Raw genomic sequence first — 20,908 nt, forward strand, 5'->3', positions numbered from 1 at the left:
GCGCTCCCCGCTTCACTCCGCCGTGCCCGCGCCCGCCCCGGCGTGCCCACACCCCGCCCGGCGCGCGCACCCGTTGCGCACTCCGGCGTGTAGGTGCACCCCCGCCCCCAGGGCCCGCATCCCCCGCCCCTCTCGCTCGTTGGCCCCTACGTGTACAGCTACGACGTCTCCGCGTCCCCCGGCCGGTCCGCCAGCGCCTCGCGCTCGATCCCGGGCATGCGCCCCTCGTACGACGCCGAGCACCCGCACTCCGCGACGCCGATCTACGACGAGCTGTACTCCGAGTACCGGCGCCTCTTCCGCGCCCTGCCCGGTGACCGCTCGAACGAGGAGGACCTGAAGTTCACCGGCTTCGCGGTCCGCGACAGCTACCCGCTGCACGGCGAGCAGCGCCCGTACCCGCCCCAGCAGCAGACCTTCCACACCCTCCCGGGCCAGACGCCGGGCCTCCCCCAGTTCATGCCGGGCTCCCAGCACCACGGCTCCGGCCCCACCGGCGGCCAGCAGCACAGCCACAGCGGGGGCCACACCGGCGCCCACGCCACTCCCCACAGCAACTCCCACACCGGCAACCACACCGGCGGAGGCCACCCCGGCACGCACGCCGGAAGCCACACCGGCCGTCACACCAGCAGCACCCACCCCGGCACCCACAGCACCGGCCACCACCACGGCCACCACCCCGAGTCCCCCACCGGCGACAACCTCGGCCCCGCCGCCCCGGCCCCCGTCCAGGACCAACCCGCCGTCCCCACCGCCCAGTTCACCGACGGTCAGGGCTGGGTCGCGGCCGGCTACCTGGGCGCGGCTCCGCACCCGATGCCGGTGCCCGCGCCCGCACCGCCAGCGCCGCCCGCGCCCTCCCCGATGATGGGTACGGCCACCGGTCTCGCCCCCGCGCCGTCCAGTGGCGGCCGCCACCGCCAGATGCTCTCCCTCCCCCCGGGCCCCACCGTCGACCACCGCTGACACCCGGCCCGCACCCCGGACCGCACCCCGGACCGGCCCCGACCGGGAAACCCACCCCGGACACGCCGGAGGGCCCCGCCACCACCGTGGCGAGGCCCTCCGGCCGTCGGTCGGCGGACCGACCGGTCCTACCGACTGCTGCTGCTCCTACTACTTCTTCTTGCGCTTCTCCCGGACCCGCACCGAGATCGAGATCGGCGTCCCGACGAACCCGAACTCCTCGCGCAGCCGGCGCTCGATGAAGCGCCGGTAGCCGGCCTCCAGGAAGCCCGAGGCGAACAGCACGAAGCGCGGCGGACGGGTGCCCGCCTGGGTGCCGAACAGGACACGCGGCTGCTTGCCGCCGCGGATCGGGTGCGGGTGGGCGGCGACCAGCTCGCCGAGGAAGGCGTTCAGGCGCGCGGTCGGGATGCGGGTCTCCCAGCCCTCCAGCGCGGTCTCGATCGCCGGGACGAGCTTCTCCATGTGCCGGCCGGTCTTGGCCGAGACGTTGACCCGCGGGGCCCACTGCACCTGGACGAGGTCGCGCTCGATCTCGCGCTCCAGGTAGTAGCGGCGCTCCTCGTCGAGCTGGTCCCACTTGTTGTAGGCGACGACGACGGCGCGCCCGGCCTCGACGGCCATCGAGATGATCCGGGTGTCCTGCTCGGCGAGGGTCTCGCTGGCGTCGATCAGGACGACCGCGACCTCGGCCTTCTCCAGCGCGGAGGAGGTGCGCAGCGAGGCGTAGAAGTCGGCGCCGGCGGTCAGGTGGACCCGGCGGCGGATACCGGCGGTGTCCACGAACTTCCAGGTCTTGCCGCCGAGGTCGATCATCTCGTCGACCGGGTCACGGGTGGTGCCGGCCAGCTCGTTGACGACGACCCGCTCCTCGCCGGCGACCTTGTTCAGCAGGCTGGACTTGCCGACGTTGGGCCGGCCGATCAGCGCGATGCGGCGCGGGCCGCCGGGGGCGGCGTCGCCGAAGGTCTGCGGCGGGGCCTCGGGCAGCGCGTCCATGACGGCGTCCAGCAGGTCGCCGGAGCCGCGGCCGTGCAGGGCGGAGACCGGGTACGGCTCGCCCAGGCCCAGCGACCACAGGTAGGCGGCCTCGGCCTCGGTGGAGGGGCCGTCGACCTTGTTGGCGCACAGGACGGTCGGCTTGCCGGCCCGGCGGATGATCTTGATCAGGGCCTCGTCGGTGTCGGTGGCGCCGACCTTGGCGTCCACCACGAACAGCACCGCGTCGGCCTGCTCGATGCCGAGCTCGGCCTGGGCGGCCACCATGGCGTCGATGCCGAGGACGTCGATCTCCCAGCCGCCGGTGTCGACCACCTTGAAGCGGCGGCCGTTCCAGCTGGCCTCGTACGTGACCCGGTCGCGGGTGACGCCCGGCTTGTCCTCGACGACGGCCTCGCGGCGGCCGATGATGCGGTTCACCAGGGTCGACTTGCCGACGTTCGGGCGGCCGACCACGGCCAGCACCGGCAGCCGGACGTGCGCGCCGCCGTCCTCGGCGTCGAAGCCGTCGAGGTCGATGCCCTCCTCGGCCGCGAGGGCCATGAACTCGGCGTAGTCGGCGGCGTCCAGCCCGCCGTGATCGGCGGTGTCGTGCTCTGCGGTCATGTTCGTCTGTTCCGTTTCCCGGCCCGGCCCTTCCCAGGGGCGTGCCGTGCGTACCTGCCCCGCTCGGGGCAGCGCGATGGTTTCCGCCGCGGCGCCTCGACGGCCCGCGGTTCGTTCAGTGGGTCGGACCGGCCTCCACGGCCGCTCCGGTACCCGGTCGATCAGCGCCGGTCCGACGTCCGGTCGGCCGATCAGCCGATCAGTCGGTCGGACCATCGGCCGATCAGTCGGTCAGACCGACGACAGCCCGGCCCGCTCCTCCACCAGCCCGGCGATCCGGTCGATCACCTGCTCCAGGGTGAGCTCGCTGGTGTCCACCAGCACCGCGTCCGCGGCCTGGGCCAGCGGGGCCGTCTCCCGCGAGGAGTCGGCGGCGTCGCGGCGCGCGAGGTCGGCGGCCATCGCGGTGATGGTCGCCTCGTCCACGCCCTTGGCCCGCAGCTCGGCCGCCCGGCGCGCGGCCCGGGCCTCCACGGAGGCGGTCAGGAAGACCTTGACGGTGGCCTGCGGGAACACCACGGTCCCCATGTCCCGGCCCTCGGCGACGATGCCGCGCTCGGCGACCTCGGCGCAGCCGCGCTGCAAGTCCACCAGTCGGGACCGTACGGCCGGCACCGCGGACACGGCGCTGACCTTGGCGGTCACCTCGGGGCCGCGGATCGGGCCGGACACGTCCTGGCCGTCCACCGTGATGGTGGGGCCGTCGGCGTCCGTCCCCGACACGATGACGGGCTTGCCGCACGCGACGGCCACCGCCTCCGGGTCCTCGACGTCGACCTCGTTGACCAGCATCCACCAGGTCATCGCCCGGTACATGGCGCCGGTGTCCAGGAAGCTCAGGCCCAGCCGGGCGGCGACCGCCCGCGAGACGGTCGACTTGCCGGAGCCGGAAGGTCCGTCGATGGCGACGACGACCGGGGCGTGCGCTCGGTCGGCAGTGTCCACGGGCGAACCTCTCTCTGAGCATGGGAGCCGGAGCCTGGGCAGGCGGACGGCCGGGGATGTCTCCCTCAAGGTTAATGGACCGCCGCCGTGACCCGCTCCGCCGCCGGTCGGCCGACCTCCGGGCCCGGGACCAGGCCCGAGACCAAGCCCGAAACCAGGCCCGACCGCCAGGCCCCTCCGACCCGCCCGGACCGGCCCCGCACCTTCAGTCCCGCACGCCCCGCACCTCAGCCCCGCACGCCCCGCACCTCAGTCCCGTACGCTCCAGCCGCTCGCCCGCAGCGCCTTGGTCAGCCGCTTCACCGCCGTCGGCGCCACCGACAGCTGGACGAAACCGACCTGCTGCCCGGTCGAGTGCTCGATGACGACGTCCTCGATGTTGACCCCGGCCTCGCCGACCTCCCCGAACAGCCGGCCCAGCTCGCCCGGCTGGTCGCCCAGCACGACCGCCAGGGTCTCGTAGCGGGTGGGCGGCGCGCCGTGCTTGCCGGGAATGCGGGCCTGGCCGGTGTTGCCGCGCCGCATGACCGCCTCGATCCCGGCCGCGCCCACCCGGCGCTCGCCCTCCTCGTCGGCCTGCATGGCGCGCAGCGCGGTGACGGTCTCACCGAGGTCGCGGGCGACCCCCTCCAGCACGTCGGCGACCGCGCCGGCGTTGGCGGAGAGGATGTCGACCCACATGCCGGGGTTGGAGGCGGCGATCCTGGTGACGTCGCGCACGCCTTGGCCGGAGAGCCTTATGGCGGTCTCGTCGGCGTTCTCCAGGCGGGCCGCGACCAGCGAGGAGACCAGCTGCGGGGCGTGCGAGACCAGGGCGACCGCCCGGTCGTGCTCGGCGGCGTCCATCACGATCGGCACCGCGCCGCAGAGCGCGACCAGCTCCAACGCGGCGTTGAGCGTCTCGGTGTCGGTGTCCGCGGTCGGGGTGAGCACCCAGGGGCGGCCCTCGAAGATGTCGGCGCGGGCGGCCAGCGGGCCGGAGCGCTCGCGGCCGGCCATCGGGTGACTACCGATGTAGTGGACGGTGTCGCAGCCGAGCTCGGCGACCTCGCTGCCCGGGCCGGCCTTCACGCTGGCGACGTCGGTGTACCAGTGGGCCAGGTTGCGGCGCTGGCAGTCGGCGAGCACCTTGCCGACCAGCGCGGGCGGCACGGCGATGATCGCCAGGTCCACCGGGCCGTCGACCGGGTCGGTGATGCCCGCGCCGAGCGACTCGGCGGTGCGGGCCGCGTCCGGGTCGGCGTCCTCCAGGTGGACGGTCAGCCCGCGAGCGGTCAGGGCGAGCGCGGCGGAGGTGCCGATCAGTCCGGTGCCGACGACGACGGCAGTGCGCATGGCGGGTCGCTCTCCTCATCACGATTCTCGACAGGTGCCGGAACCGTCCGGGAGCACCCGCGCCCCATCCTCCCTCATCCGCCCGGCCCAAGTCCCCACCCGCCACCCGGCAACCGAGGGGGCGGCCCCGGCAGCTTCCGGCACCGGCAACCGCCACGCGCCCGCCCCCGTCCCACACAGTGCACGCGCCGCACCCGGAAATCCTGCGACGTCCGCCCCGAAGCCGGGCAGACTGGCCGCCCGGGAAAGGGGAAGGCACGGGCGAGCACCGCGGGAACAGCAGGACGGCACGACGAGCGCCACGCGGCGGGCGACACGCGAACGAAGGGGTTGCGCATGGACGATCAGCACAGCGGCCGGAGCGGGCAGTCGAAACCGCCGGCCGTACCGGCCCACCCGTCGGTCCTGGACTCCGTCGTCGTGTACGCCGAGGGCGCGGTGTGCCGCCGACGGGCGACCGTCCCGGTCCCGCCCGGCGGACGGCTGCGGCTGACCGGCCTGCCCGCCGCCCTGGACGGCCGCTCGCTACGCGCCCGGGTGCTCGCCGGACCGGCTGGCGCCGCCGTCACCGAGGCCCGGTTGGAGCTGCTCGCCGAACTCCGTGAACCGGACGAACTCCCGGAACTGAAGCGGGACTTGGACGAGGCCAACGAGCGCCGTAGCGCGCTCGGCGAACGCCTGCGACTGGTCCAGGCCTCGGTCGCGGAGACCGCCGCGCTGCGCGCCGTCCCCCCGCAGCGCCGACGCGACGAACCGCTGCGCCGCACGCCCGCCGACGCCTGGCTGGAGCTCGCCGACTTCGTCGAGGAGCGGCTGGCCCGGCTCCAGGAGCGCGCCGAGGAGCTCACCCGGCAGCTGGAACTCGCCGACCACGAGCGCGACCTGGCCGCCGACCGGCTGGAGCGGGCGTCCACCGCCGACCGGACCGAACCGGTCGGCACCAGCACCACCGTCCTGCTCACCCTCACCACCGCGAGCACCCACCCCGACCAGGACCAGGGCCACGACCAGGACCAGGCCATGGAGCTGGAACTGGAGTACGGCGTCCCCGCCGCCCGCTGGGTCCCGGCCTACCGGCTGTCCTACCGGACCGGCGCCGACACGGCCCACCTGGTCCTGCGCGCCGCCGTCGCCCAGCGCACCGGCGAGGACTGGACGGGCGTGCGCCTCGCCCTGTCCACCGCCGACCTCGACCGCCGCACCGACCTGCCCCGGCTCGCCTCGCTGCGGATCGGCCGCAGCCAGCCCGCCCCGCCGCCCTCCGGCTGGCGCGAGCCCCCGGCCGGCCTGGCCGACCTCTTCACCGGCTACGACGCGGCCGGCGCCGACCGCCCCGCCCCGCGACGCGAGACCCCGATCGCGGTGTCGGCCGCCGTGGCGCCCCGCTCCGCCCGCCTCGGCGGCGTCCGTCCGGGCGGCTCCCGGGCCGAGGCCTTCGCGGCCGAGGAGCACTTCGCCCCCACCGTCCCGTACGGCGGAGGCGGCCTGCTGAACGCCGACCAGCCGATGCCCGCGCCACCCGGTGCCCCGATCGAGCCGGGCGCCCCGATCGCCCCCGGCGGCTTCGCCGGCTACGGCGCCCCGCCGCCCACCCCTTACCCGGTCGCCGCCGCCGCGCCGCCGCAGGGCCCGGGCGGCTTCCCGCCCGGGGAGGCCCGCCGTCGCGTCGGCCACGCCGCCCCGCCCCCGCCGCCACCCGGCCTCGCCCCGGACGCCACCCTGCTCGACTATCCCGACCTCGTCCTGGCCGGCCCCGAGGAGCCCGCCGCCCGGCGCGGCACCCTGCACCCCCGCCCCGAACGGACCGGCCACATCACACGGCCCGCACAGTTCGAGCGGTTCGAGTACGAGGAACCCGCCTGGACAGCACCCGGCGGCAGCGGCACCACACAGCTCCGCACCCTCGCCCTCCCCCGGCACGCCGTCCCGCCCCGCGAGTCGGCCGGCTCCTTCGACCATCGCTTCGACGCCGCCGCCCCCGCCGACATCCCGTCCGACGGCACCTGGCACACCGTCACCGTCGGTGAGATCCCGCTCGCCGTCCGCCCCGAGTACGTCACCGTCCCCGCCGTCGAGGAGAAGGTGTACGCGACCCTGGTGCTCGCCAACCGCACCGACCAGGCCGTCCTGGCCGGCCCGGCCGAGGTCACCGTGGACGACGAGTTCCTGCTCACCGCCGCCCTGCCCACGCTGGCCCCCGGCGGCACCCGTCGGCTGGGCATCGGTGTCGCCGAGAGCATCGAGGTGGCGCGCCGCACCGAGCTGCACGAGTCCACCACCGGCATGCTGAAGGGCAACAGCACCGTCCTCGACCACCGGGTGCACGTCCAGCTGGCCAACCGGCTCGGACGCGCCGTCACGGTGGAGGTCCGCGAGCGGGTGCCGGTCGGCTCCGACGCCGAGATCCGGATCGAGGAGCGGGCCGACTGGCACGCCCCGACCGTCTCCACGCCGGACTGCCCGCCCAGCACCCGGCTCTGGCGGGTCGACCTGCCGCCGGGCGGACGCACCGAGCTGGACGGCGGCTACCTGATCAAGATCCCGGCCGGAAAGGCCATCGTCGGCGGAAACCGGAGGAACTGAGCGATGACCGTCGAGACCCGTCCCCTCCCCGTCACCCTTCCCCTCCCCGTCACCGCCGTGACCTGCCTGGAGGACCGCGGCCAGGTCGAGCGCGGCACGACGGTCGCGCTCGCCGCGGGCGTGCAGCGGCTGCGCCTCGGCCCGCTCACCGCCCTCGCCGTCGACCGCACCCTGCGCGTCGAGTCCGGCACCGACGGCGTCCGGGTACTGGAGTCCCGGCTGGTGCGCGGCTGGGCCCCGCGCGCCCCGCTGCCGCCCGGCCCGGAGGACTCCGACCTGCGCCACCGGCTGCACCGGCTGAACGCCGAGAGCCGGCTGGCCGACCAGGCCCGGGCCCGGCTGGAGGCCCGGCTGGCCCTGCTCGCCCAGCTCTCCGCGGACCTGCTGCGCGAGATCGGCGAGGCGGCCGGCCTCGGCGAGCTCGAACCCAACCGCTGGGCCCGGGAGCTCGACCGGGTGGACGCCGAGCGCGAGCGCTACGGCGAGGAGCTGCGCGCCACCCACTCCCGGCTGCGCCGCCTGGAGGAGGAGCGCTCGCAGGCCCTGACCGCCCTGGACGAGGCCGAGGAGGACCCGGCCGAGCTGACCGCCCACCTGGAGCTCACGGTCGAGGCGGCCCGGCCCGGCCCCGCCGAGCTGACCGTCTCCCACCTGGTGCCCTGCGCGCTGTGGCGGCCCTCCTACCGGGCGACCCTGGACGGCGGCGAGCTGCGCCTGGAGTCGGAGGCGGTGGTCTGGCAGCGCACCGGCGAGGACTGGACGAACGCCCGGCTCACCTTCTCCACCGCCCGCTCCGCCCTCGCCACCGCCCCGCCCGCGGTGGCCGAGGACGTCCTGGTGCTGCGCGAGCGCACCGACGAGGAGCGCCGCACGGTCGAGGTCGAGCTGCGCGAGGAGGCGGTCGCCGTCCTGGGCCCGGCTTCCCGGGTGCCGGGCGTGGACGACGGCGGCGAGGTCCGGGTGCTGCCCGCCCCCGCCCCCGCGACCGTGCCCTCCGACGGCCGCGCGCACCGGGTGCCGCTGGGCGCCTTCACCGGCCCGGCGGGCAGCGAGTACGCCTGCGCCCCGGAGCTGTCCCCGCTGGTCACCCAGGTGGTCCGGTTCCGCAACGCGGCCGGGCACCCGCTGCTGTCCGGCCCGGTCGAGCTGGTCCGCGGCAGCGGCTTCACCGGCCGCGGCGAGCTGCGCTTCACCGCCGCCGACGCCGAGGCCGAGCTGTCCTTCGGCAGTTCGGACGGCTACCGGGTGGTGCGGGAGAGCGAGGAGCGCCAGGCCACCGCCGGCCTCACCGGCCGCCAGACCACCACCCGGACGGTCCGGCTGCACCTGTCCCGCTTCTCCGGCCCGGAGGAGCGCGACGAGCGGATCGTCACGGTGCGCGAGCGGGTGCCGGTCTCCGAGGTGTCGGCGGTCGAGGTGCGGCTGCGCAAGGAGGAGTGCTCCCCGGCGCCGGACTCCTTCGACGCCGAGGGCATCGTCCGCTGGGACGTCCCGCTCGCCCCCGGCGCCCGGCGCACCCTCACCCTGGTGTACGAGGTGTCCGCCTCCGCCAAGGTGGCCGGGCTCTGACCGCCGCGGGCGGCACCCCAGGACCAAATCCGGAGACAACGGGTAGAAAAGGAACCATGATCCTCCACCTCGCCCCCCTGGACGACTGGCTGTCCGACCCCGGCCGCCCGTACGCCACCGCGTCGCTGCTCACCGACGGGTTCATCCACTGCTCGGCGGACGAGCGGACGGCGCTCGCGGTGGCCAACGCCTTCTTCTCCGACACCCCCGACCCGCTGATGGCGCTGCTGATCGAGGAGTCGCTGGTGGAGCCGATGGTGAAGTGGGAGGCCCCGCACGGCGCCCCGCCGCCGGGTGCCACTCCGGGCGTGCTGTTCCCGCACATCTACGGGCGGCTGAACCGCACCGCCGTGGTCGGCCTGGAGAAGGTCGAGCGCGGCCCGGACGGCCGCTGGGCCTCGCTCAGCCCCTGGAGCTGACGGGGCCTCCCGTCCCCGCTACAGCCACCCCCGCTCCCGGGCCGCCATCCCGGCCTGGAAGCGGGTGGTGGCGCCCAGCGAGCGCATCAGGCTCTGGAGGCGGCGCTGGGTGGTCCGGGCGCTCCAGCCGAGCGACCGGGCGATCGACTCGTCGGTGAGACCGGCCGCCAGCAGGCCCAGCAGCTTGCGGTGGTCGGTCTCCGGCTCCGACCCGGCGTCCTCGGTGCCGACCGCCGCCTGCAGGCGGACGGCCCGCTCCCACTCCGCCTCGAACAGCGTGTCCAGCGCCTGGAGCAGCGCCGAGGGGTGGATCACGTACGCGGCGTCCAGCACGCTGTCGCCGACGCTGATCGGGATGATCGCCATCCGGTCGTCCGAGATGATCATCTTCATCGGCAGCGTCGGCCGGACCCGCGCCTCCTCGCCGTCCTCGACGCCGACCAGGATGTTCTTCTCCAGCCGCCCCGGCCAGGCCACCGCCTCCCGGTCGTAGACCGTCCGGAACTTCACGCCCTCGCGCAGCCGCCGCCGCTGCAGGGTCAACGGCGCCACCGGGTCCTGGATGTACGGCGGGCGGTCGAAGCCGCGCACCTGGTACTGGCTGGTCTCGGTGATGTGCTCCAGCCGCTGGGCGATCGCCTCGCCGCCGGTCAGCACCTCCACCGAGTGCGCCGGGTCGGTGTACCGCGAGGCCTCCCGGAAGGCGTCCATCAGCCGGTGCATCTCGGCCCGGGCGTAGCGCAGCTCCGACTCCCGGTGGCCGATCAGGGTGCCGATCGCGACGTCCGGGGGGACGGGCAGGTAGCGGTGCCGGTCCACCGGCGCCCGGGTGGCCATGCCCTGCTGCGCCAACCGGTCCAGGGCCCGCACGCTCTGCTGGAACGTCAGCCCGCAGCTCTCCGCCAGCTCCTCCGCCGTGGACTGCGGGCTGGCCACCAGGGCCGCGTAGACCTGCCCGTCCGGCTCCGCCAGTCCCAGCGCGCCGAGGGCCTGTCCGCCGGCCCGCCCCAGTGCTGCATCGGACACGACGCCCTCTCCCCCTGCTCGCCCGTTTCCGTCGGCCGCTCCCGCCCCGACCCGCGCACCCCGTGCTGGCGCAGTCCCGCCACCGGGCGGGGCGGCGCTCCGGTGGCCATCCTCGGCCACGGATCATGGCGCTGACAAGGCCGTGACCAGCGGTTGCGTCCCGGCTCACACGACCCGTCCGAAACGTGGACATCCACCCCCGGACATCCCCACAGCACATCCGCACCGGGCGTCCGCGCACGGACGCCCGCACGCCGACCCGACCCCGCCGCGGGAACGCCGGAGCCCCCGGCCGCAGCACGTGCGACCGGGGGCTCCGGTGGAGCGGACGGGGCCTACAGGCCGACCTCGCGCATCAGCTGGCCGACCTCCGGGTTGGTCAGGCGGCGCAGCCAGCCCGACTTCTGGTCGCCCAGGGCGATCGGGCCGAAGTGGGTGCGCACCAGCTTCTCGACCGGGAAGCCGGCCTCGGCCAGCATCCGGCGGACGATGTGCTTGCGGCCCTCGTGCAGGGTCACCTCGACCATGTAGTTCTTGCCGATGTTGGAGATGACCTTGAAGCTGTCGGCGCGCGCGTAGCCGTCCTCCAGCTCCACGCCCTGGGCCAGCCGCTTGCCCAGGTCGCGCGGGATCGGGCCCTGGATCGCGGCCAGGTAGGTCTTGGTCACGCCGTAGCGCGGGTGGGTGAGGCGGTGGGCCAGCTCACCGTGGTTGGTGAGCAGGATGATGCCCTCGGTCTCGGTGTCCAGGCGGCCGACATGGAACAGCCGGGTCTCCCGGTTGGTCACGTAGTCGCCCAGGCACTGGCGGCCGTCCGGGTCCTCCATGGTGGAGACCACGCCGGCCGGCTTGTTCAGCGCGAAGAACAGGTACGACTGGGTGGCGACGGTCAGGCCGTCCACCTTGATCTCGTCGTTCTGCGGGTCGACCCGCTTGCCCTGCTCGGTGACGCGCTTGCCGTTGACCTCGACCCGGCCCTGCTCGATCAGCTCCTCGCAGGCGCGCCGGCTGCCGATGCCGGCCCGGGCCAGCACCTTCTGGAGGCGCTCGCCCTCGGGCTCGCCGAAGGTCTTGGGCAGCTTGACGGCCGGCTTGTCGTGCCGGGCGAGGACGGCGTCCTCGATCTTGGCCTGGAGCTCGCGGGAGCGCTGCGGCTGACGGCGCGGGTCGCCCGGGGCGCCCTGGCCCTCACGGCGCGGGCGCGGGGCCGGGCTGGGGCGCCGGCCGGCGTAGCCGCCGCGGGCCGGGGTGGCGTTGGGGCCGCCGCCGTACTCGGGGCGGTCGTACCGGCGCTCCTCGGGCCGCAGCGGGCGGTCCGGGTAGCGCCGGTCGTCCCGACGGTCGTCCCGACGGCGGTCGTCCCGACGGTCGTCACGGCCGAACGAGCCGCCGCGCGAACCCGCGCTCGAACCCGAACCCGAACCGCCACGGCCGCCGCCGTACGAGGAGCCGCCACCGCTGCCGCCGCCGTACGAGCCGCCACGCGAACCCGCGCTCGAACCCGAGCCCGAACCGCCACGGCCGCCGCCGTACGAGGAGCCACCACCGCTGCCGCCGTACGAACCCCCGCGCGAGCCCGAGCCGCCGCGGCTACCGCCGCCACCGCTGCCGCTGCCGTAGGAGGAGCCGCCGCCCCGGCCCCCGCCCTGTCCGCCGCGACCGCTACCGCCGCCGCTGCTGTTCCTGCCGTTGCCACTGCTACGCATCAAAGTGTCCGTACGTCGTTCCGTCTGGGATGTGCGGTCGTTTCGGCCGACCTCACCGCCCCCTACCGATCGGGCCCGGCCCGACCGGCCTCGCCACTGCCGTCCGCGGCCTGCGCGGCAGCGGCGGCGACCGCCTCCGCGATCATCGTGCCCTCCAGGGACTCCGCTTCCACGTCGTCGACCTCGGGCAGGAAGGGAGCGAGCTCCGGCAGCTCGTCCAGGCCGCGGAGCCCCATCCGTTCCAGGAAGTAGTTCGTCGTCCGATACAGGATCGCACCTGTTTCGGGCTCGGATCCGGCCTCTTCCACCAGTCCTCGCTGTACCAGGGTACGCATCACGCCGTCACAGTTCACACCACGGACGGCGGAAACCCGGGATCTGGACACCGGCTGCCGGTAGGCGATCACCGCCAGGGTCTCCAGTGCGGCCTGGCTGAGCCGGGCCTGCCGGCCGTCCAGGAGGAAGCGGTCGACGGCCGCGGAACAGGTGTCCCGGCTGTAGAACCGCCAGCCGCCCGCGACCAGCCGCAGGTCGAAACCGCGGCCCTGGGCCGTGTACTCGGCGGACAGCTCGCGCAGCGCGGCCGCCACCTCGGCCCGGGGCCGCTCCAGCACCCCGGCCAGCCGCTCCTCCGCCACCGGCTCGTCGACGACCATCAGCACGGCCTCCAGGTCGGCCCGCAGCCCGGCGTCGTCGGGCCCCTCGGCACCGGAGGCCGGCGGGGCCGACTTCTGGTGCACGACGACCGCCCCGGCCGGCTCCACCGGCCCGACCGGCCCCGCGGGCTCCACCGGGTCCGGCAGCAGCGCGAAGGCCGGCTCCAGCCACTCCTCGGCCCTCGGCCGCCCCGGCATCCCCAGCGGGCGCCGCACCGGCCGGCCGCCCTCGTCCCGTCCGCTCATCGCCGCCGGCCCTCCTCGACCCCGCCGTCTCCACCGACCCCGCCGTCTCCACCGGCCTCACCAGCCGGCCGGTCGAACTCGTCCGTCACCTCGACCGCGCTCCGCCCCTCCTCGGCCACCCAGCGCACCAGCAGCTCGCCGAGCGCCTCCGGCTGCTCGAAGGCGAGCACCCGCTCCCGGTACAGCTCCAGCAGCGCCAGGAAGCGGGCGACCACCACCAGGTCGTCCGGCGCGTCCTCCACCAGCCGCCGGAACGAGGCCTCGCCCAGCTCGGTGAGCAGCCCCACCACCAGGGAGGCCTGCTCCCGCACGCTCACCGGCGGGGTGTGGATGTGGTCCACGTACACGACCGGCGCGGGCCTGGGCTCCATCGCCTTGGCCGCCAGCTCGGCCAGCCGCCGCGGCCCGATGCCGAGGACGACCTCCGGCAGCAGCTCCGCGTGCCGGGGCTCCAGGGCGGCGGTCCGGGGCCGGCGCAGCAGCTCGGCCGCCCAGCGTTCGCCGAACAGCGCCGCCGCCCGCTTGTACGCCCGGTACTGGAGCAGCCGCGCGAACAGCAGGTCACGGGCCTCCAGCAGGGCCAGGTCGGCCTCGTCCTCGACCTCCGCCACCGGCAGCAGCCGGGCGGCCTTGAGGTCGAGGAGGGTGGCGGCCACCACCAGGAACTCGGTCGCCGCGTCCAGGTCCCAGTCGGGGCCCATCGCCCGGATGTGCGCCATGAACTCGTCGGTCACGGTGGCCAGCGCCACCTCGGTGACGTCCATCCGGTGCTTGGCGATCAGGCTGAGCAGCAGGTCGAAGGGGCCTTCGAAGTTGTCCAGCCGTACCCGGAAGCCGCCCCGCGACTCGTTCTCGGTCGCGCTCTCGGCGGTGGTGCTGGCGGTGACGGTGGCGGCTGGTCCGGCGGTTCTGGGCATGACGGTCCATCTTCACCCGTCCCCGCCTCCGGTCCGGCCCCGGGGCCGACCGACACGCCGTGCCACCCGCGCCCCGGACCGGCGCCCGCCCGGCGCTCACCGGCCCGTACGAGCCCCTCCGCACGCACCCGTCCCGTCGAACAGGCCATGGTGGGTCCCCCCGGGCCCCGGGAACGCCCCTGCGGCACCCGACACGGCCCTCCGGCACCCGGGACGTCGCCGGCCCTCCGGTCCGCGTCCCGCGGGCCTCCTGCCGCCCTTGCGGCGCCCTGCGGCGCCCGACACGGCTCCGGCGGCCTCCCCACGCCGGGCCCGCGGCCCCCCTCGACGCCCGGCGCAACCGCCGGCCGCCCTTCCGCGCCGCCTACCGGCCGCGCAGCCGCCGTACCAGGATCGAGGCCTCGCCCCGCTGCTCCAGGTCCGCCAGGACGACCGCGATGGCCTCCCGGACGATCCGCCCGCGGTCCACGGCCAGGCCGTGCTCGCCGCGCAGCACCAGCCGGGCGTGCTCCAGGTCCATGAGCTCCTCGGCGGACACGTACACCGTGATCTTCTCGTCGTGCCGCTCGCGCCCGCTGGGCCGGCGCGGCGCGCGGCCGCGCGGCCGGGCACGGCCGGCGGCACCGGACGGCTCCTCGGCGGCGCCCTGGTGGGTGCGGGCCGCCGGGGCGGCACTCCGGCCGCCCTGGACGGCCTGCCCGGCCGCGGCGACGCCTGCGGCGGGCCCGACGCCCGCTCCGGACCGCTGCGCGGGCGCCGGCACCGAGGCGCCCGCCTGCTGCTCCGGCGTCACCTGCCGGTCGTCCTGGGCGCCCTGGGCGGCCTCGGTGCCCTCGGCGCCGTCCGGTCGGCCGTTGACGGTCCGCGCGGTCTCCGGTCTGGATGCCTCGGCGGCCGGACGCGGCGCGAGGGAGGGCGACAGCGCCATCCCTCCCGTGGTCCGGAACAGCTCGTCGGCACCCGGGAGACTCACTCGGCGGGGCGGCACCGGTCGAGCACCTCCCTGGCGAGCTGGCGGTAGGCGGCGGCACCGACCGAGTTGGTCGCGTACGTCGTGATGGGCTCGCCGGCGACGGTGGTCTCCGGGAAGCGCACGGTCCGCCCGATGACGGTGTGGAAGACGTGCTCGCCGAACGCCTCGACGACGCGCGCCAGCACCTCGCGGCTGTGCACGGTGCGCGAGTCGTACATGGTGGCCAGGATGCCGTCCAGGCGCAGGTCGGGGTTGAGCCGCTCGCAGACCTTCTCGATGGTCTCGGTCAGCAGCGCGACACCGCGCAGCGCGAAGAACTCGCACTCCAGCGGGACGATCACGCTGTGAGCGGCCGTCAGCGCATTGACCGTCAGCAGGCCCAGCGAGGGCTGGCAGTCGATGATGACGTAGTCGTAGTCGGGCAGCAGCGGCTTCAGGGCGCGCGCCAGCGCGGACTCCCGGGCCACCTCGCTGACCAGCTGCACCTCGGCGGCGGAGAGGTCGATGTTGGACGGCAGCAGGTCCATCCCCGGGACCGCCGTCTTCAGCAGCACCTCGTCGGCCGTCAGGCCCCGCTCCATGAGCAGGTTGTAGACGGTGACGTCGAGCTCCATCGGGTTGACGCCGAGGCCGACCGAGAGCGCGCCCTGCGGGTCGAAGTCGACGAGCAGCACCCGGCGGCCGTACTCGGCCAGCGCCGCGCCCAGGTTGATGGTCGACGTGGTCTTGCCGACGCCGCCCTTCTGGTTGCACATGGCGATGATCTGGGCGGGGCCGTGCTCGGCGACCGGCGCGGGGATCGGGAAGTACGGCAGCGGACGGCCGGTCGGGCCGACCCGCTCGCGGCGCTGGCGCGCGGCGTCGGGGGCCAGCGTGGCGGCGTACTCCGGGTCCGGCTCGTACTCGGCGTCCGGGTCGTCGTAGGCGCCGTAGGCGAACTCGCCGTAGGCCAGGCCGTAGGCCGCCAAGTCGGCGTCGTGATCGGTCACCGTGGTCACCTGTGCTGTGTTCTGGCGTGCTTCGAAAGTACGGAGTGCGACCGAGCCGACCTCGGCCGAGCCCACGGAGGGCTGCCGGGCCCCGGGCTCCTCACTCGGCTGGCCGGCGGTGAGCGCCGCCAGTCCTGGCTGACCACCCCCGGGAGCAATTGTCGACTCATTCACAAGTCGTCTTACCTCCTTGGGCATCCAGGACTCTATGTCGATTCGTCAGCGTGGCAGCATGCCGACGGTTTGCGACTCTAGGCCGTTCAAGGCGTTCGCAGCAACACAATCCACGGTAGTGGGCAGGATGTGTCGACTATCGAGCGGGCTGCTGTCAAGGGATGAGCGGGTCACCGGCCCCAACGTTTCTGCGGGCGGGTGACGTGACCGACAGATATTGACGACAGAGCGACCTACCCGATCCACCCGCCGTTCACGGGCACGGCGAAGCCCCCGGCCCGAAGGGATCGGGTCGGGGGCGAACGACCGCCAGGCGGTCAGGGGGTTCAGGCGAGCACGCTCTCCAGGGAGACCGACTCCAGGCCGAAGGCCTCGGCCACGGCCGGGAAGGTGATCTGGCCCTCGTGCACGTTCAGGCCCTTGGCGAGCGCGGCGTCGCGGCGCAGCGCGTCCTTCCAGCCGCGGTTGGCCAGCTCCAGCACGTACGGCATGGTGGCGTTGGTCAGCGCGTAGGTGGAGGTGTTCGGGACGGCGCCCGGCATGTTGGCCACGCAGTAGAAGACCGAGTTGTGGACCTTGAAGGTCGGGTCGTCGTGCGTGGTGGCGTGCGAGTCCTCGAAGCAGCCGCCCTGGTCGATGGCGATGTCGACGAGCACGGAGCCCGGCTTCATGCGGGAGACCAGCTCGTTGGTGACCAGCTTCGGGGCCTTGGCTCCCGGGATCAGCACGGCGCCGACCACCAGGTCGGCCTCCAGGACGGCCTTCTCCAGCTCGAAGGAGTTCGAGACGATGGTCTTGACCTTGGTGCCGAAGATGCGGTCGGCCTCGCGCAGCTTGTTGATGTCGCGGTCCAGCAGGGTCACCTCGTAACCCATGCCGACGGCGATGGTGGCCGCGTGCCAGCCGGAGACGCCGCCACCGATGACGACGGCCTTGGCCGGGTGGGTGCCGGGCACGCCGCCCGGCAGGGTGCCGCGGCCGCCGGCCGGACGCATCAGGTGGTACGAGCCGACCTGCGGGGCCAGACGGCCCGCGACCTCGGACATCGGGGCGAGCAGCGGCAGCGCGCCGTTCGACAGCTGCACGGTCTCGTACGCGATGGCGGTGGTGCCCGAGGCGATCAGCGCGTCGGTGCCGGCCCGGTCGGCCGCCAGGTGGAGGTACGTGAAGAGGGTCTGGCCCTTGCGCAGCCGGTGGTACTCGGAGGCGATGGGCTCCTTGACCTTCAGCAGCAGGTCGGCGGTGGCCCACACCTCGTCGGCGGTGGGGAGGATGGTGGCGCCGGCGGCCACGTACTCCTCGTTCGGGATCGAGGAGCCGACACCGGCGTTGTCCTCGATGTAGACCTCGTGTCCGTTGCGGACCAGCTCATGCACGCCGGCGGGCGTGATGGCCACGCGGTACTCGTGGTTCTTGACCTCGCGGGGGATGCCGACCTTCACGGCTAAACACGTCCTCTTGCCATGGGGGTCCCGACCGGAGAAGACCGGTGGGCGACGCGCACGTGGGGAAGCCTCCGGGACAGCCCGGGGCCGGGATCGCTGCGCGACTGAGTTCGAGTGTAATGAAGCCCAGGCGGCGTGTCAGCCTTCCAAAGTGAATAAATTTTCCGAACACATTGGCAGATTCGTAGGCTTCCCCTGCGACTTACCCACCAAAGACGTCGTAACCGGGCACTTCCGACAATACCTCCGAAAGGCCCATCACCACCCGGCGTCGACGCGTTCCCGCAGGTCCGCGAGGGCGCCCCCGACGGCCTCCAGGCCCCGCTCGTCGCCCAGCCGGCGCAGCACCGCGAGCGCGGCCCGGTACTCCCGGTCGGCCTCGTCGAAGCGGCGCTGCGCGGTGTGCGCCTCGGCCACCCGGGCGAGCAGCCGGGCCTCGGCCGCGTGGTCCCCGAGCGCCTGCCGCAGGCCGAGCGCCCGGCCGTACCAGTCGGCGGCCCGCACCGCGTCGCCGAGCGCCCGGTGGCAGTTGGCGGCACTCTCCAGGGCCCGGGCACAGAGCGGTTCGTCGTCGGCCCTCCGGGCGTGCTCCAGGGCGGCCCGGTAGTGGGCGGCGGCCTGCTCCCAGCGGCCCGCCGAGGCCTGGAGGTCGCCCAGGTTGAGCAGCGCGGCCGAGGCCCGGCGGGGCCGGCCGTTGCGCTCGGCGACGGTCAGCACCAGCTCGTGCAGCCGGTAGAGGTCGGTGGGGGCGGCGGCTCCGGTCAGCGGCAGCGCCCGCAGCAGCGCGGTGACCAGCCGCCCGGCCGATCCGTCCAGGTCGCCCTGGCCGATCGCGTCGGCCACCGCGCCGAGCAGCAGCTCCCGCTCGCCGAGCAGCCACTCGCGGGCGTGCGCGGCCGAGCGCAGCCGCAGCGGGGCGGGCAGCGGGTCCTGACCGGAGCCGGGGCCGGCCGCCGGGTCGAGCAGCGCGCGGGCCGACTCGGTGAGCCGGACCAGCCGCTCCAGCAGCCGGGCCCGGGCCAGCTCGGTCTCGGTGGGCCGGTCCTCCTGCTCGCGCAGCCGGACCAGTCGGGGGTAGAGCCGCCCGGGCACCCGGTAGCGCGGGGTGCCGTCGGCGGTCGGCGCCTCCTCGCCGAGCAGCTCCCGCTCGGCCAGCGCGGCCAGCGTCGCGGCCGCGTCCGGCACCGGGCAGCCGACCAGGGCGGAGGCGGTGCGCGGGTCGGCGGTCTGCGCCGGGGCCAGGGTGAGGGTGCGCAGCATCCGCGCCTGGGCGGCCGGCAGCCCGCGGTACAGCAGGCTGAACGCGCCGAGCAGCGGATCGTTGTCGGGGACGGGCACCGGCTCGGCCGGCTCCGGGCCGGGCTTCACCCAGGCCGCCGGGTCACCGGCCGACTCGGTCACCGCGGCGGCGGCCGCGGCGGGCTCACCGGCCCGGCCCTCCGCCGGCTTCCCCGGGGCCGCCTTCCCCGAGGGGCCCCGAGCGGCCCCGCCCGGCCCGGCGGCTCCGGCCGCTCCGGCGGGCCCGGCCGAAGGGGCACCGGAGGCCTTGGCCGCCCGCTCCCCCTCCTTCTTCTTCGGCGCCCTCCCCTTCTCCTTCTCCTTCGACGAAGCAACCGCGGCGGCCTCGCCGCCCGCGGCCGGCTCCGCGACGGCCCCCGTGCCCGCCGTCTCCTCCCCCACCACCCGGTTGAGCTCGCGCGCCGCCTCCGTGACCGCGATCTTCGGGTTCCCGCGCAGCCACCCCGCCATCAGCCGCAGCGCGGCCGGTCGGGAGGCGCAGGCCTCGGCGAGGTCCGCCCCGCCGACCGGGTCGCAGGAGATCCGGGTGCCGCCGACCAGGTCGGCCAGCAGCTCGCCGGAGGCCTGCCGGTCCAGCCCGCCGAGGATCACCGGGTCGATGTCCTCGATCCCGGTGAGCGGCCCGGCCGTGGTGGCGAGCACCAGGCAGCCCGGTTCGTCGGCGAGCAGCGGCCACACCTGCCCGGCGTCCCGGACGTCGTCCAGGACGAGCAGCACCCGCAGCCCGGCGAGCGCCTCGCGCAGCGCCACGCAGCCCGGCTCGTCCCGCCCGTCCTCGCCCGTCCCGGGCAGCGGCACGGCGGTCTGCGGGTCGAGCTGCTCCAGCAGCAGCCGGGCGGCCCGGGCGGGCGCCACCCGGCTGCCGTCCGGGGCGGACAGCCGGACGAACAGCACGCCGTCCGGGTAGTCGGCGGCGACGGTACGGGCGAAGCGGGAGGCCAGTACGGTCCGTCCGGAGCCGGGGCGCCCGGCCAGCACCAGCACCGGGCAGCGCCCGCTCGCCGGGCGGGCGGCGGCCGCCCGCAGCGCGGCCAGTTCGGCGCGCCGCCCGACGAACAGCGTGGGCGCGGCCGGCAGCCGCTCCAGGCCGGGGACGGCCCCGGCGGGCGCGCCGGGGCCGGGGTCCATCGTCGCCGTCTTCCTCGCCACCCGTGCCACTCCCGACGTCATCCCGCGCTCGGCATCCGACACCCGGCTTCCGGTGCCCGGCCTCCGGAGTTCAGCGGAGGCGGCCCGGGACGGGCGCCCTGTCTGCGAAGCGTAGTTCGACCGTCCGGCTCAGCCGAGGTGACATCCGGTCGTACGAATCCGCAAATCACCCCAACGACTCAACGACCGGCGGCCGACCGTCCCCCGAGCGGCCGACTCAGGCCTCGAAGGGGCGGGCCGGCCAGGGCGAGTCCGCCGGGCGCAGCGCGTCCAGCCCATCCGGGCCGGTGAGCGCGGCGTGCACGGCGAGGGTGCCGGTGACCAGGGTCGGGTTGTGCAGCTTCCCGGCCTGGATCAGCCGGATCAGCTCCGGCACCGGCACCCAGGCGACCTCGATCTCCTGCTCCTCGCCCTGGGCCGCGTAGCGCTCGCCCTCGGCTGGCGCCAGGTCGGTGGCGAGGAACATCCGCAGCGCCTCGTCGGTGCCGCCCGGGGAGGTGTAGTAGTCGGCGAGGATCCGCCAGGTGCCGGCCTTGCAGTACGCCTCCTCGTACAGCTCGCGCTGCGCGGCGTGCCACGGGTTCTCGCCGGGCACGTCGAGCAGGCCGGCGGGCAGCTCCCACAGCCGCTGGCGCACCGGGTGGCGGTACTGGCGCAGCACCAGCACCCGCTGCTCGTCGTCCAGGGCGAGCACCGAGACCGAGCCGGGGTGGGTCTGGTAGTCGCGGCGGGCCCAGCTGCCGTCGGGCATCCGGACCTCCTCGCTGCGGACCCCGGTGACCTTGCCCTGGAAGGGCGTCCCGCCGGCCCGGACCTCCCACTCCTCGGCCACGTCGGCGATCCCCTGGCGGCTCTGCTCGTCCATCGCTCTCCCCTTTTCGTCAGTACGACACAATCTAACGC

At 75.1% G+C, this 20,908-nt stretch carries 16 protein-coding genes; 4 read left to right on the top strand and 12 right to left on the bottom strand.

Features of this window, described 5'->3' with window-relative positions:
* Positions 1–150 precede the first annotated feature (150 nt).
* Entirely contained in the window at positions 151–969 is an 819-nt protein-coding gene (locus ACFRQN_RS15355; protein WP_053112407.1) for a hypothetical protein, read from the top strand.
* A 150-nt stretch (positions 970–1,119) separates the two neighbouring features.
* Here the strand turns inward: ACFRQN_RS15355 and der are convergent, their stop codons facing one another.
* The 3 genes from der to ACFRQN_RS15370 all read right to left on the bottom strand — a co-directional run bounded on the left by der (position 1,120) and on the right by ACFRQN_RS15370 (position 4,854).
* Positions 1,120–2,574, bottom strand: coding sequence for a ribosome biogenesis GTPase Der (gene der, locus ACFRQN_RS15360; RefSeq protein WP_049658414.1), 1,455 nt, complete (start codon positions 2,572–2,574; stop codon positions 1,120–1,122).
* 231 nt (positions 2,575–2,805) lie between these two features.
* Complete coding sequence (cmk, locus tag ACFRQN_RS15365; protein WP_049658412.1) at positions 2,806–3,519, bottom strand: (d)CMP kinase; 714 nt, start codon at positions 3,517–3,519, stop codon at positions 2,806–2,808.
* Between the two features lie 249 nt (positions 3,520–3,768).
* Positions 3,769–4,854, bottom strand: coding sequence for a prephenate dehydrogenase (locus ACFRQN_RS15370; RefSeq protein WP_049658411.1), 1,086 nt, complete (start codon positions 4,852–4,854; stop codon positions 3,769–3,771).
* A 336-nt stretch (positions 4,855–5,190) separates the two neighbouring features.
* On the opposite strand from ACFRQN_RS15370, the gene ACFRQN_RS15375 reads away from it, so the two are divergent.
* The 3 genes from ACFRQN_RS15375 to ACFRQN_RS15385 are packed head-to-tail and all read left to right on the top strand — an operon-like array spanning position 5,191 to position 9,425.
* Positions 5,191–7,437, top strand: coding sequence for a mucoidy inhibitor MuiA family protein (locus ACFRQN_RS15375; RefSeq protein ID WP_380740820.1), 2,247 nt, complete (start codon positions 5,191–5,193; stop codon positions 7,435–7,437).
* 3 nt (positions 7,438–7,440) lie between these two features.
* The gene (locus ACFRQN_RS15380; protein WP_380740822.1) at positions 7,441–9,006 is read left to right on the top strand and encodes a mucoidy inhibitor MuiA family protein; all 1,566 of its coding nucleotides are present in this window, start codon (positions 7,441–7,443) and stop codon (positions 9,004–9,006) included.
* 56 nt (positions 9,007–9,062) lie between these two features.
* On the top strand, positions 9,063–9,425 hold the full coding sequence (locus ACFRQN_RS15385; RefSeq protein WP_049659481.1) for a DUF952 domain-containing protein: 363 nt from the start codon (positions 9,063–9,065) through the stop codon (positions 9,423–9,425).
* Between the two features lie 18 nt (positions 9,426–9,443).
* Here ACFRQN_RS15385 and ACFRQN_RS15390 read toward each other — a convergent pair whose 3' ends face one another.
* The 9 genes from ACFRQN_RS15390 to ACFRQN_RS15430 all read right to left on the bottom strand — a co-directional run bounded on the left by ACFRQN_RS15390 (position 9,444) and on the right by ACFRQN_RS15430 (position 20,870).
* Positions 9,444–10,451: a helix-turn-helix domain-containing protein gene (locus ACFRQN_RS15390; protein ID WP_049659479.1), complete on the bottom strand. Its 1,008-nt coding sequence runs from the start codon at positions 10,449–10,451 to the stop codon at positions 9,444–9,446.
* Positions 10,452–10,786: 335 nt separating this feature from the next.
* A complete protein-coding gene (locus tag ACFRQN_RS15395; RefSeq protein ID WP_074004693.1) occupies positions 10,787–12,157 on the bottom strand; it encodes a pseudouridine synthase in 1,371 nt (456 codons plus the stop codon).
* 62 nt (positions 12,158–12,219) lie between these two features.
* A complete protein-coding gene (gene scpB / locus ACFRQN_RS15400) occupies positions 12,220–13,059 on the bottom strand; it encodes an SMC-Scp complex subunit ScpB (protein ID WP_375875580.1) in 840 nt (279 codons plus the stop codon).
* A complete protein-coding gene (locus ACFRQN_RS15405) occupies positions 13,056–13,976 on the bottom strand; it encodes a segregation and condensation protein A (protein WP_380740824.1) in 921 nt (306 codons plus the stop codon). The genes scpB and ACFRQN_RS15405 overlap by 4 nt, the downstream gene beginning before the upstream one ends.
* 364 nt (positions 13,977–14,340) lie before the next feature.
* Complete coding sequence (locus tag ACFRQN_RS15410; protein WP_074004691.1) at positions 14,341–14,904, bottom strand: hypothetical protein; 564 nt, start codon at positions 14,902–14,904, stop codon at positions 14,341–14,343.
* A 41-nt stretch (positions 14,905–14,945) separates the two neighbouring features.
* A complete protein-coding gene (locus ACFRQN_RS15415; RefSeq protein ID WP_369808367.1) occupies positions 14,946–16,013 on the bottom strand; it encodes a ParA family protein in 1,068 nt (355 codons plus the stop codon).
* A gap of 425 nt (positions 16,014–16,438) precedes the next feature.
* A complete protein-coding gene (gene ald, locus ACFRQN_RS15420; protein WP_049659955.1) occupies positions 16,439–17,554 on the bottom strand; it encodes an alanine dehydrogenase in 1,116 nt (371 codons plus the stop codon).
* A 261-nt stretch (positions 17,555–17,815) separates the two neighbouring features.
* Positions 17,816–20,005 carry a tetratricopeptide repeat protein gene (locus tag ACFRQN_RS15425; RefSeq protein ID WP_380740825.1) on the bottom strand — a complete coding sequence of 730 codons (2,190 nt, stop codon included), beginning with the start codon at positions 20,003–20,005 and terminating at the stop codon, positions 17,816–17,818.
* Between the two features lie 217 nt (positions 20,006–20,222).
* The gene (locus ACFRQN_RS15430) at positions 20,223–20,870 is read right to left on the bottom strand and encodes an NUDIX hydrolase (protein WP_117490101.1); all 648 of its coding nucleotides are present in this window, start codon (positions 20,868–20,870) and stop codon (positions 20,223–20,225) included.
* Between the last annotated feature and the right edge of the window lie 38 nt (positions 20,871–20,908).

This window comes from Kitasatospora sp. NPDC056800, from assembly GCF_042789775.1.
Lineage (GTDB): Bacteria > Actinomycetota > Actinomycetes > Streptomycetales > Streptomycetaceae > Kitasatospora.